Annotated in this window: 12 protein-coding genes; 4 read left to right on the forward strand and 8 right to left on the reverse strand. The window is 60.4% G+C overall.

The window, feature by feature from the left end; translation table 11 throughout:
• The 3 genes from BM317_RS20705 to BM317_RS20715 all read right to left on the reverse strand — a co-directional run.
• On the reverse strand, positions 1–247 hold a 247-nt coding region (locus BM317_RS20705), incomplete at its 3' end, for a transposase family protein (RefSeq protein WP_170866272.1).
• A 242-nt stretch (positions 248–489) separates the two neighbouring features.
• Positions 490–1,089, reverse strand: coding sequence for an FMN-dependent NADH-azoreductase (locus tag BM317_RS20710; protein ID WP_053120158.1), 600 nt, complete (start codon positions 1,087–1,089; stop codon positions 490–492).
• Between the two features lie 150 nt (positions 1,090–1,239).
• Positions 1,240–1,554 carry a hypothetical protein gene (locus BM317_RS20715; RefSeq protein WP_060738712.1) on the reverse strand — a complete coding sequence of 105 codons (315 nt, stop codon included), beginning with the start codon at positions 1,552–1,554 and terminating at the stop codon, positions 1,240–1,242.
• A gap of 50 nt (positions 1,555–1,604) precedes the next feature.
• On the opposite strand from BM317_RS20715, the gene BM317_RS20720 reads away from it, so the two are divergent.
• The 4 genes from BM317_RS20720 to BM317_RS20735 all read left to right on the forward strand — a co-directional run bounded on the left by BM317_RS20720 (position 1,605) and on the right by BM317_RS20735 (position 5,831).
• Positions 1,605–2,528 (forward strand): PA3225 family LysR-type transcriptional regulator, encoded by a 924-nt coding sequence (locus BM317_RS20720; RefSeq protein WP_053120154.1) that lies wholly within the window; start codon positions 1,605–1,607, stop codon positions 2,526–2,528.
• 14 nt (positions 2,529–2,542) lie between these two features.
• Positions 2,543–3,346, forward strand: a complete 804-nt coding sequence (locus tag BM317_RS20725) for an alpha/beta fold hydrolase (RefSeq protein WP_092173052.1) — start codon at positions 2,543–2,545, stop codon at positions 3,344–3,346.
• A gap of 4 nt (positions 3,347–3,350) precedes the next feature.
• A complete protein-coding gene (locus tag BM317_RS20730) occupies positions 3,351–3,914 on the forward strand; it encodes a peptidylprolyl isomerase (RefSeq protein ID WP_092173055.1) in 564 nt (187 codons plus the stop codon).
• An 84-nt stretch (positions 3,915–3,998) separates the two neighbouring features.
• Positions 3,999–5,831, forward strand: a complete 1,833-nt coding sequence (locus BM317_RS20735) for an ABC transporter ATP-binding protein (protein ID WP_092476012.1) — start codon at positions 3,999–4,001, stop codon at positions 5,829–5,831.
• Between the two features lie 213 nt (positions 5,832–6,044).
• On the opposite strand, the gene BM317_RS20740 is transcribed toward BM317_RS20735, so the two are convergent.
• The 5 genes from BM317_RS20740 to BM317_RS20760 form a co-directional block, all read right to left on the reverse strand.
• Positions 6,045–7,169, reverse strand: coding sequence for a GNAT family N-acetyltransferase (locus BM317_RS20740; RefSeq protein WP_092476015.1), 1,125 nt, complete (start codon positions 7,167–7,169; stop codon positions 6,045–6,047).
• Between the two features lie 141 nt (positions 7,170–7,310).
• The gene (locus tag BM317_RS20745) at positions 7,311–8,621 is read right to left on the reverse strand and encodes an OprO/OprP family phosphate-selective porin (RefSeq protein ID WP_060738718.1); all 1,311 of its coding nucleotides are present in this window, start codon (positions 8,619–8,621) and stop codon (positions 7,311–7,313) included.
• A 258-nt stretch (positions 8,622–8,879) separates the two neighbouring features.
• Positions 8,880–9,116, reverse strand: a complete 237-nt coding sequence (locus BM317_RS20750) for an anti-sigma factor family protein (RefSeq protein WP_092173064.1) — start codon at positions 9,114–9,116, stop codon at positions 8,880–8,882.
• Entirely contained in the window at positions 9,110–9,721 is a 612-nt protein-coding gene (locus BM317_RS20755; RefSeq protein WP_092476018.1) for an RNA polymerase sigma factor, read from the reverse strand. Before BM317_RS20755 ends, BM317_RS20750 begins: the two co-directional genes overlap by 7 nt.
• Positions 9,722–9,910: 189 nt before the next feature.
• Positions 9,911–11,032 (reverse strand): beta-ketoacyl-ACP synthase III, encoded by a 1,122-nt coding sequence (locus tag BM317_RS20760; protein WP_092173070.1) that lies wholly within the window; start codon positions 11,030–11,032, stop codon positions 9,911–9,913.
• Between the last annotated feature and the right edge of the window lie 318 nt (positions 11,033–11,350).

Consider the following 11,350-nt stretch of genomic DNA (forward strand, 5'->3'; position numbering starts at 1 on the left):
CGCAGTCACGACAGCCAACACGCCTGAGCAAAACGCGGAGGCGTACCGCACGACCGAGAATCGGCAAGTCACGAACGGTACGCTCGCAATACTCATGAGTGCTTGAACAGGTTTTCTGGCACCCGCCGCAGGATGGGAATCGGGTGGGATGGGGAATCAGGTCGATCTGAAGCGCGTCGCCATCAGGCTTGATCGTAACGACAGAAAAGCCCTCCCAAAAAGGAAGGAAAGTATTAATATCGCGCATAAGAACGCCGGTTTGTTAGATGTGTTTGCTCGCACGAACATCATCAATCAAATCGGCGTTCTTGTTTCTGTGTTTCCCGGGATTCCGTGAAGAACCAAAAAAAAGCCCGATCTCGCTAAAGCGTTCAATCGGGCTGATGCACTCAGGAGCAATAAGTGCAAAGGGAGGTTCGATGCGCAAAACGGTTTGAAGGGAAGCGCCAGGTCAATAGACCACCTGGCGATTACCCGAGGATTAACGGATCAGGCGACCTGGGACAATTTGGCGTTGGCCTGATTCAAACCCTTTTCCTGGAACTCACCACCCAGGTTCATGCCCTCGGCATGGATGAAGGTCACATCGTGGATGCCGATGAAGCCCATGACTTGGCGCAGGTAGGGTTCCTGATGGTCGGTGCTGCCACCGGCGTGAATGCCGCCCCGGGCGGTGAGCACGAAGGCGCGCTTGTCGGCCAGCAGGCCTTGGGGACCGGTAGGGGTGTATTTGAACGTCACGCCGGCACGCAGCACATGGTCGAGCCACGCCTTCAAAGTGCTGGGAATGGCGAAGTTGTACATCGGTGCAGCCATCACCAGGACGTCGGCGGCCAGCAGCTCATCGGTCAGTTGGTTCGAGCGTTCCAGCGAGGCGTTTTCAATGTCGTTGCGCTGCTCGACAGGCTTCATCCAGCCGCCCAGCAGATTGGCATCCAGGTGCGGCACCGGGTTGATGGCCAGGTCGCGGACGCTGATTTCGTCGGCCGGGTGCGCAGCTTTCCACTGGCTGATGAAAGTCTGGGTCAGTTGACGGGAAACCGAGTCTTGCTGGCGGGCACTGCTTTCGATGATCAGAACGCGGGACATGGCTTGTAGGCTCCATCTGAGAATGTTGTCAGTCGATGGAGTGAAGGTTAAACGTGACCATATCGATGAAAAAGCGCAAATAACTGCTGTAATGCATCGATATTTTCGTTTATAAGCGGAGCAGGTACGAACACCTGCCCCGCTGCCGGACTATTTCGGCTGACAGGTCAGCTTGATGCGCAGCTTGATGATGTTGCGGTTGAACTTGGCCGTGGCGTTCTTGAACTTGCCGGCGGCGACTTCGATCTTGCGGGTGCGCGGCGCCTCGGGGCCGTTGTTGAACACCACGGTGCAGGCCGCGTCGGTGCTGCCGTAGTTGTTGACCTGGATAGAGCCGATGTCGGCATCGGTGTCATAGGCGGTGTAGTCGATGCTCAGGCCGTTGAGGTGTTTTTCCACATCGATCGGGTAGGCAAACGCAGTCAGGGGCAGCAAGGCCAGCACCACACAACAGATTTTCTTCATTCGGCAGTCTCCACCAAGGGACCGCCAGCTTAGGACAAGAGGAGCCCGATATGAAAGCGCCCCGCGTGACCCTGGATCAATGGCGCACCTTGCAGGCAGTGGTCGACCACGGCGGTTTCGCCCAGGCCGCCGACGTGCTGCATCGCTCCCAGTCATCCGTGAGCTACACCGTGGCCCGCATGCAGGATCAGCTCGGCGTGCCGTTGCTGCGCATCGATGGACGCAAGGCCGTTTTGACCGAAGCCGGCGGGGTGCTGCTGCGCCGCTCGCGGCAACTGGTGAAACAGGCCAGCCAATTGGAAGACCTGGCCCACCACATGGAGCAGGGCTGGGAAGCGGAAGTGCGCCTGGTGGTCGACGCGGCCTACCCCAACGCCCGCCTCGTTCGCGCCTTGACCGCGTTCATGCCGCAAAGCCGTGGCTGCCGGGTGCGGCTGCGCGAAGAAGTGTTGTCGGGTGTCGAAGAAGTGCTGCTCGAAGGCGTGGCCGACCTGGCCATCAGCGGCTTCAGCATTCCCGGTTACCTGGGGGCGGAGTTGAGCGACGTGGAGTTCATCGCGGTGGCCCATCCCGAGCATGCCCTGCACCGCCTCAATCGCGAGCTGAACTTCCAGGACCTGGAAAGCCAGTTGCAAGTGGTCATCCGCGACTCCGGCCGCCAGCAGCCTCGCGACGTCGGCTGGCTCGGCGCCGAACAGCGCTGGACCGTGGGCAGCCTGGCCACCGCCGCGAGTTTTGTCGGCAGCGGCCTGGGCTTCGCCTGGCTGCCCCGGCACATGATCGAACGAGAACTCAAGGAAGGCGTGCTCAAGCGTCTACCCTTGGAACAGGGAGGCAGCCGCAACTCGACCTTCTATCTTTTCTCGAACAAGGAAAAACCCCTGGGCCCGGCCACGCAAATCCTGATCGAATTGCTGCGCACCTTCGACACCGCGCCGCTGGATGCGCCGTTCGCCGCTCCTGAACAAGCCTGACAAGGATTTTGCCGATGGCCTATTTTGCACACGAAGGATGCGACCTGCACTACGAGGAATACGGCCACGGCGCGCCCTTGGTGCTGGTCCATGGGCTGGGCTCCAGCACCCGCGACTGGGAAAAGCAGATCCCGGCATTGTCCGCCCGCTACCGCCTGATCGTGATGGATGTGCGCGGTCACGGCCGCTCCGACAAACCCCGCGAACGCTACAGCATCAAAGGTTTCAGCGCCGACCTGAGCGCCCTGATCGATCACCTGGAGCTGGGTCCGGTGCATTTGGTGGGCTGGTCCATGGGCGGCATGATCTGTTTCCAATTGGCGGTGGATGAGCCGGAACGGATCAGGAGCCTGTGCATCGTCAACAGCGCGCCGCAGGTCAAGGTCCGCACGCCCGACGATTGCTGGCAATGGTTCAAGCGCTGGAGCCTGATGCGCCTGCTCAGCCTGGAAACCATCGGCAAGGCCCTGGGCGCCAAGCTGTTTCCCAAGCCCGAGCAAACCGAGTTACGCCTGGAAATGGCCCGGCGCTGGGCAAAGAACGACAAACGTGCTTATCTCGCCAGCTTCGATGCAATCGTGGGGTGGGGTGTGCAGGAACGACTTTCACAGGTTGCCTGTCCAACCCTCGTCATCTGCGCCGACCACGACTACACCCCGGTGGCGCTGAAAGAAGCCTATGTAAAGCGGCTGCCCAATGCGCATCTGGTGGTCATCGCCGATTCACGGCACGCTACCCCGCTGGATCAACCCGAACGCTTCAACCAAACCCTGCTCGACTTTTTGACCGCAACCGATTCCACCACTCAGGATCTCTGACCCCATGCTGAAAAAAATCGCCCTTGCCGCCGGCACCGTATTGTTTGCCGCCAACCTGATGGCTGCGACTCCCGCCAAGGCCCCCCATGTATTGCTGGACACCACCAACGGCCTGATCGAAATCGAACTGGACCCGGTCAAGGCCCCCATCAGTACCAAGAACTTCCTCGAGTACGTGGACAGTGGTTTCTACAACAACACGATTTTCCACCGTGTGATCCCGGGCTTCATGGCCCAGGGCGGGGGCTTCACCGCACAGATGCAACAGAAAGACACCAAGGCACCGATCAAGAACGAAGCCAGCAATGGCCTGCACAACGTTCGCGGCACCTTGTCGATGGCGCGCACGTCCAACCCGGACTCGGCCACCAGCCAATTCTTCATCAACGTAGCCGACAACGCCTTCCTCGACCCGGGCCGTGACGCCGGTTACGCGGTGTTCGCCAAAGTGGTCAAGGGCATGGACGTGGTGGACATCATCGTCAACTCCCAGACCACCACCAAGCAAGGCATGCAAAACGTGCCGATCGACCCTGTGCTCATCAAGTCGGCCAAGCGCATCGACTGAAGCGGCACACGGCAAGCCTGGGCGGCGCGGTCATCCCGCACCGCCCATTAGCAAAAAGGAGAGCCCCTGCCAGGGCATTTACAGATGGTTTTTCGCCGCTTCGAAACACTGATCGATATCTTCCGCGACGCCCCGAGCTCGGCCCCGCCGAACCGCGTCCTGCCCTTCTACACCTATTACCTGAAACAGGTCTGGCCCAGCTTCGTCGTGCTGCTGGTGGTTGGCCTGATCGGCGCGCTGATCGAAGTGGCGCTGTTCAGCTACCTGAGCCGCATCATCGACCTGACCCAAGGCACGCCCAATGTGGACTTCTTCAAGGTCCATGGCCTGGAGCTGGCCTGGATGGCCGTGGTGGCGCTGGTCTTCCGGCCGATCTTCGTGGCCCTGCATGACCTGCTGGTGCACCAGACCCTGAGCCCCGGCATGACCAGCCTGATCCGCTGGCAGAACCACAGCTACGTGCTCAAGCAGAGCCTGAATTTCTTCCAGAACGATTTCGCCGGGCGCATCGCCCAGCGCATCATGCAAACCGGCAACTCCCTGCGCGACTCGGCGGTCCAGGCAGTGGATGCCCTGTGGCACGTGCTGATCTACGCCGTCAGTTCCCTGGTGCTGTTCGCCGAAGCCGACTGGCGCCTGATGATCCCGCTGCTGATGTGGATTGCCGCCTACATCGGCGCACTCTGCTATTTCGTGCCACGGGTCAAGGAGCGCTCGGTGGTGTCGTCCGATGCCCGCTCCAAACTCATGGGGCGGATCGTCGACGGCTACACCAACATCACCACCCTGAAGCTGTTCGCCCATACCAATTTCGAACAGCAATACGCCCGCGAAGCCATCCAGGAGCAGACCGAAAAAGCCCAGTTGGCCGGCCGCGTGGTGACCAGCATGGACGTGGTCATCACCAGCATGAACGGACTGCTGATCGTCGGCACCACCGCGCTGGCCCTGTGGCTCTGGACCCAGTCGCTGATCAGCGTGGGCGCCATTGCCTTGGCGACCGGGCTGGTGATCCGCATCGTCAACATGTCCGGCTGGATCATGTGGGTGGTCAACGGCATTTTCGAAAACATCGGCATGGTCCAGGACGGCCTGCAGACCATCGCCCAACCGGTCAGCGTCACCGACCGCGACCAGGCCAAGCCCCTGGCGGTGGCCCGGGGCGAGGTGCGTTTCGAGCATGTGGATTTCCACTATGGCAAGAAAAGCGGGGTCATCGGCGACCTCAACCTGACCATCAAGCCTGGCGAGAAAATCGGCCTGATCGGCCCGTCCGGCGCGGGCAAATCCACCTTGGTGAACCTGCTGCTGCGCCTCTATGACGTGCAAGGCGGGCGCATCCTCATCGACGGCCAGGACATCGCCGAAGTCGGCCAGGAAAGCCTGCGCGAGCGCATCGGCATGATCACCCAGGACACCTCGCTGCTGCATCGTTCGATTCGCGACAACCTGCTCTACGGCAAACCCGACGCCACCGATGCGCAACTCTGGGAAGCCGTGCACAAGGCCCGGGCCGATGAATTCATCCCGTTGCTGTCGGACGCAGAAGGCCGCACCGGCTTCGATGCCCATGTGGGTGAGCGCGGAGTGAAACTGTCCGGCGGCCAGCGCCAGCGCATCGCTATCGCGCGAGTGCTGCTCAAGGACGCGCCGATTCTGATCATGGACGAAGCGACCTCGGCACTGGACTCGGAAGTCGAAGCGGCGATCCAGGAAAGCCTCGAGACCCTGATGCAAGGCAAGACGGTGATCGCCATCGCCCACCGCCTCTCCACCATCGCCCGGATGGACCGGTTAGTGGTACTGGAGAATGGCCGCATCGCCGAAACCGGCAGCCATGCCGAGCTGCTGGCCCATGGCGGATTGTATGCGCGGTTGTGGCAGCATCAGACCGGGGGGTTTGTAGGGATCGACTGAACTGAGGGGATGGGTCATCAGGCCCTATGGATAAGGACCTGACTTGCTACCTTACTGTGGCGAGGGGATTTATCCCCGCTGGACTGCGAAGCAGTCCTAGAACCAGATCACTCGGTAGTGTCAGGCTCGAATGAGTTAACTGTATTGGGGCTGCTTCGCAGCCCAGCGGGGATAAATCCCCTCGCCACAGGGGTCGGTGCCAGTCAGGAGATATCAGCCCTGCCGATACGGCAGGGCCGTCCTGGCCTCTTCGGCGTACGCCAGCACCCCCTCCTGCTCGCGTACGAGAAAATCCGCCACTGCCGCTTTCAACCCCGGATGACGCAAGTAATGCCATGAGCGGGTAATCGCTGGCTCGAACCCGCGAATCAACTTGTGCTCACCCTGGGCGCCGGCATCGAAGCGCTGCAAGCCATGGGCAATCGCATAATCCATGCCTTGATAGAAACAGGTCTCGAAGTGCAACCGGTCGAACTCCGCCAGGCAGCCCCAGTACCGTCCATAGAAACTGTCGCCGCCCACCAGGCTGAACGCCATCGCCACCGGCCGTGAACCTTGCTTGGCCAGCACCACACGGATGGCCTCGGGCATGCGTTCGGCCAACAGGCTGAAGAATGTCCGGGTCAAGTAGGGCGCCTGCCGTCGTATCGCGTAGGTGTTGGCGTAACAGGCGTAGACAAAATCCCACTGTGCCTCGTCCAACTGATGACCTTCGAGCCATTCGAACGCGATGCCCTGTCCCGCCACTTGTTCGCGTTCCTTGCGCATCTGCTTGCGCTTGCGGGAACTGAGGGCATCGAGAAAGTCCTGGAAGTCGCGATAACCGCGATTTTGCCAGTGATACTGGCAGCCGATCCGCTGCAGCCAGCCTTCTTGCCCGGCAAGTGCCGCGTCGGTGAAGGCATCGGTGAAGTTGATGTGGGCACTGGAAAGCCCTTCGATTTCCAGGTATCCGGGCACGCTGCCCAGCAACGCCAGACCGTCCTCCACCCGCGCCGCCAACAGTCGCGGCCCACTGACCGGGCTGAACGGTACCGCCGTCAACAGCTTGGGGTAGTAATCGATGCCGGCGCGGGCGCAAGCGTCGGCCCAGCCGTGGTCGAACACGTATTCACCGTAGGAATGCCACTTGCGGTAACTGGGCAAGGCCGCCAACAGCTGACCGTTTTCAATGTGCAACAAATGCTCGGCTTGCCAACCGGATTGCGGCCCCAGGCTGGCGCTGTCTTCCAGGGTGCCAAGGAAGGCGTGGCGCAGGAAAGGCTGGTTGGCGGGCACCAACGCGTCCCACTCGTGCGGCGCGATGGCGGACAGGCTGTCCAAGACGTGAAGCGGCATGCGATTCCTCGAGAGCCAGACGACGGATGGAACGAGTATCGCCGATCCTGACCGAGCGCACATAAAAAAACCCCGCCAGGGGCGGGGTTGAAAAGGAGCATTAACGGATGAAGAAAACGCTCTGTATCAAGTCAGCGCGATTCAGAACACGTACTGGGCACGGACGACGAAACCGTCGCCATCGTCATCGCCATTGGCGTTGGTGACTTTGTCGGTCTTGGCCTTGACGTAGGCACCGGTGATTTTCACCGCTTCGTTGGCGTACCAGTTCACGCCCAGGTTGTGCACCTTGGCTTCGGCATCGCCCACTTCACGGGTCGCCGAGGCAGTGGTGATGTTGTCGTCTTCGACGGTCATGCTGTCGAAGCGGTAGAACACTTCCCAGGCGCCGATGGATTTGTTCTGAGGCTTGATCGCGTCAAATTTGCCGACCTTATAGCCACGGGACTCACCGGTGATGGTGTAGGCACCCTGGACGTAGAAGCCGTGGCCTTTGAGGTCTTCGAAGGCGTCGCTGTCAGCCTTGGTCTTGCGGGAGATGTATTCACCCTGGATCGACGCTGGACCCATGGCGAAAGCGGCTTCCAGGCCGAAGGCGGTGTCAGTGTCGTACGAACCGGCCGGCGAGTTGTTGGCGCCGCCCAGGACCGGACGGTTACCGTTAGGGCCGGCATCGTTGCCACCCAGGGTTTCAACGCCACGCATGCCCAGGCGGGAGCGATAACGTGCATCGAACGCGGTGTCCGAAACGTCACGGGAGGCTACGTTCAGACCGAAGTGCAGCACGTTGCCAGCTTCGTGCATCGGAGCGAAGACGAAGCGACCGTTGACCTGCTTGACGCTGTCGCCGTCAGTGTCGTCGGTGTCCTTGCTGAACACGCCGGCCGAAGCATAGAACGAATCAGCGAAGGTGCTGGAGGCCTGGATACCCAGGCCGTTCTGGTGGCTGTTGGCCCAGTCGATCAGGTCGTAGGCAGCGTTACGCTCGGGCGCGGTCACCCACTTGGAGCTGGTGGCTTTTTCCAGGCCGAAGTCGGGGTCAAAACGACCGACCTTGATCGACACCGGCTTGAAGCCGTTGTAGGCCAGGGACGCTTCGTCGAAGTAGCCGTTATCGGAGTCGCCACTGTTGTGGGACATGTCGTAGTTGATGGTGTAGGCCCAATCCGTGTACAGCACGCCGGACAGTTCCAGGAACGCGCGGCGGATATAAGCGGCATCGGCCGACTTGCCGTTGTCGGTGTAGATGCCATCGAACTGGCTGTAGTCAGCCTGCAAACGACCGCCGAGCTTGAAGCTGAACTCTTTGTCAGTGGTAGCGACCTCGAGGCCGCCCTTGGTTTTGACCACGATATCGGCGCCATCGGTAGTGACGGTGCCGGCGAAAGCCTGGGCGGTTACTGCCATTGCCAGTGCGCTGGCGGCAACACCTGCGAAGTGCTTACGGATCATCGAAGAATTCCCCTGTTGGTAGTCTATGCGTTAGAAAACACGCGGAACTGGGCCCGCTGGTGTTGGGAGGGGATGTTGGCGGCCGGTTGTGTCAGGCGAGTTGCTATCACATAAAGATTTTATGACAGCGGAACTTTTTACTTCGAATAGGAATAACTGTAGGAGCTGGCGAAGCCTGCGATCTTTTGACTCTTCCCTTGAGATTCAATCGATAGGGGAAAGATCGCAGCCTCGTTGCACTCGTCAGCCCCTACGGGTTTAACGGATGTCTTTGCGACGCTCGGCGGCGAGTTTCTCGGCGAGGTGATCCAGGTCGGGAATCGGGGGTTGCGGCAGTTTTTTGAGGGTCGCCTGCATCAGGCGCATCTGACGGATGAAGCGTCGGCAATTGGGGCAGAACATCAAGTGATGACGCACCATCAGGCGTTCACGAAAGCTCAATTGTCCATCGAGATAATCGCTGGAGCGCGCCACTTGTTCCTTGCAGGTCAGCATTCGCCGGTTTCCTCGAAATGTTCAACAGTCGCGAAGATCTTCAGTCGGGCACGATGCAACAGCACACGGACATTGGAGAGCGAGATACCCAACAGATTACAGATTTCGTCCAACTCCAGGTCTTGCTGTTCCCGCAGGGTCAGTACGCTGCCTTGCAGCTCCGACAGGCTGAGCAACGTGTGCTCCAGGCAATCACGCAATTCACTCATCGTGAGCAGCGCTTCGGGCGTGTCCTGGTGCCAGGCGAACGGCGCCAGCAGCCAATGGCCGTCCGCGGCGAAACGGTCATCGCCGAGGATACCGTGGGGAGCCGGGAGGTCATCGAGCAGCACTTCCCGCCGGTTCTGCTTGTAGCGCCCCTTGGCGGCGTTGGCCGTGATGGTCAACAGCCAGGTCTTGAGGCTGGAACGCCCCTGGAAACCACTGAGATTGCGCACCACGGACAGCCAGGCGTCCTGCACCACTTCGTCGACATGGCGACTGCCGACGATGGCATAGGCCACGGCACGCATCGGGCTCTGGTAGGCGCTGACCAGTTCCCTGTAGGCCTGCTGCTCACCGGCCAGGAGGCGTTGGAGCAGGAAGGTGTCATCGGTGACCGTCATTCAATGCCCCACTGCCTTGCAAGACTGACTATGTTTTTGTGGCGAGGGGATTTATCCCCGCTGGGTTGCGAAGCGACCCTGATATCTGCCATTGCGGTACATCAGGATGTATTCATTGCCTGCTTTGGGGCTGCTACGCAGCCCAGCGGGGATAAATCCCCTCGCCACAATACATCCCATTGCCAGTCATCAATGCTTACGCAAAATCACGCTGCCAATCGAATAACCGGCACCGAAGGAACTGAGGACGGCGACCGAGCCGCTGGGCAAGTCATCCTGGTATTTGTGGAACGCGATCACCGAACCGGCCGAACTGGTGTTGGCGTACCGGTCGAGAATCACGGGGGCTTCCGCTTCGGTGGCTTCGCGTCCCAGCAGTTTGCGCACGATCAGGTGGTTCATGCTCAAGTTGGCCTGGTGCAGCCAGAAGCGTTTCACGTCGCCAACGTTCAGTTGGTTTTCTTCCAGGTGGGTACCGATCAGTTCGGCCACCATCGGGCAAACGTCGCGGAACACCTTGCGGCCTTCCTGGACGAACAGTTTGTCGCGGCTGCCGATGCCCTCTCCCGCGGCGCGGTTGAGGAAACCGAAGTTGTTGCGGATGTTGTTGGAGAACTTGGTGAGCAGCTTGGTGCTGACCACGTCGAACTGGTACGGCGAGGTCGCCAGGTCCGCCCGCTCGATGATCACGGCAGTGGCCGCGTCGCCGAAGATGAAGTGGCTATCGCGGTCGCGGAAGTTCAAGTGGCCGGTGCACACCTCCGGGTTGACCATCAGGATCGCCCGGGCCTGACCCAGTTGCACACTGTTGGCCGCGGCCTGGATACCGAAGGTCGCCGAGGAACAGGCCACGTTCATGTCGAAACCGAAACCTTCGATGCCCAGGGCTTCCTGGACTTCGATGGCGATGGCCGGGTAGGCACGCTGCAGGTTGGAACAGGCGACGATGACCCCGTCGATGTCCGCGACCGTGCGGCCGGCCCGCTCCAGGGCCTGTTTCGCAGCGCCGATGGCCATTTCGCAGAGCACCGACCACTCGTCGTTGGAGCGCTCGGGCAGGCGTGGGGTCATGCGTTGCGGATCGAGAATGCCGTCCTTGTCCATGACAAAGCGGCTCTTGATGCCCGAGGCCTTTTCGATGAACGCGGCGTTGGATTCAGTCAACGCCTCGACTTCCCCCCGCTCGATGGCATCGGCGTTGTCGGCGTTGAATTGCGCGACATAGGTATTGAAAGATTGCACCAGCTCTTCGTTGGAGATGCTGTTGGCCGGGGTGTACAGGCCGGTGCCGCTGATGACGACGTTATGCATGGGTCGTGTCTCTGATCTGTTCAGGCAGAAAGTATTGGCACCGACGTACCAATACACAAAGGGACTTTTCCCATCCGGGGAAGCAGCCCTGGCATCGCTTTATTCCGGATCCGCCCGTGGCCTTGAAGCTCAAAACCACGGGACCGGCATTTATAGGCGCGAAGTTTGCCATAAACGCGGGGGTTTGGCCCATTCTCCCTTCTTCACCACACAAAACCCTGTGGGAGCGGGCTTGCTCGCGAAAGCGGTGGATCAGCTTGCATCAATGTTGAATGTGCAATTGCATTCGCGAGCAAGCCCGCTCCCACAGGGGGTATG

It is taken from the genome of Pseudomonas sp. NFACC24-1, from assembly GCF_900115235.1.
Classification (GTDB): Bacteria; Pseudomonadota; Gammaproteobacteria; order Pseudomonadales; family Pseudomonadaceae; genus Aquipseudomonas; species Aquipseudomonas fluorescens_AA.

What these genes read in the sequence shown, in the direction of transcription:
- BM317_RS20710 (WP_053120158.1), bottom strand. Translation starts at nt 1,089, where the DNA reads ATGTCCCGCGTTCTGATCATCGAAAGCAGTGCCCGCCAGCAAGACTCG.
- BM317_RS20715 (WP_060738712.1), bottom strand. Translation starts at nt 1,554, where the DNA reads ATGAAGAAAATCTGTTGTGTGGTGCTGGCCTTGCTGCCCCTGACTGCG.
- BM317_RS20720 (WP_053120154.1), top strand. Translation starts at nt 1,605, where the DNA reads ATGAAAGCGCCCCGCGTGACCCTGGATCAATGGCGCACCTTGCAGGCA.
- BM317_RS20725 (WP_092173052.1), top strand. Translation starts at nt 2,543, where the DNA reads ATGGCCTATTTTGCACACGAAGGATGCGACCTGCACTACGAGGAATAC.
- BM317_RS20730 (WP_092173055.1), top strand. Translation starts at nt 3,351, where the DNA reads ATGCTGAAAAAAATCGCCCTTGCCGCCGGCACCGTATTGTTTGCCGCC.
- BM317_RS20735 (WP_092476012.1), top strand. Translation starts at nt 3,999, where the DNA reads ATGGTTTTTCGCCGCTTCGAAACACTGATCGATATCTTCCGCGACGCC.
- BM317_RS20740 (WP_092476015.1), bottom strand. Translation starts at nt 7,169, where the DNA reads ATGCCGCTTCACGTCTTGGACAGCCTGTCCGCCATCGCGCCGCACGAG.
- BM317_RS20745 (WP_060738718.1), bottom strand. Translation starts at nt 8,621, where the DNA reads ATGATCCGTAAGCACTTCGCAGGTGTTGCCGCCAGCGCACTGGCAATG.
- BM317_RS20750 (WP_092173064.1), bottom strand. Translation starts at nt 9,116, where the DNA reads ATGCTGACCTGCAAGGAACAAGTGGCGCGCTCCAGCGATTATCTCGAT.
- BM317_RS20755 (WP_092476018.1), bottom strand. Translation starts at nt 9,721, where the DNA reads ATGACGGTCACCGATGACACCTTCCTGCTCCAACGCCTCCTGGCCGGT.
- BM317_RS20760 (WP_092173070.1), bottom strand. Translation starts at nt 11,032, where the DNA reads ATGCATAACGTCGTCATCAGCGGCACCGGCCTGTACACCCCGGCCAAC.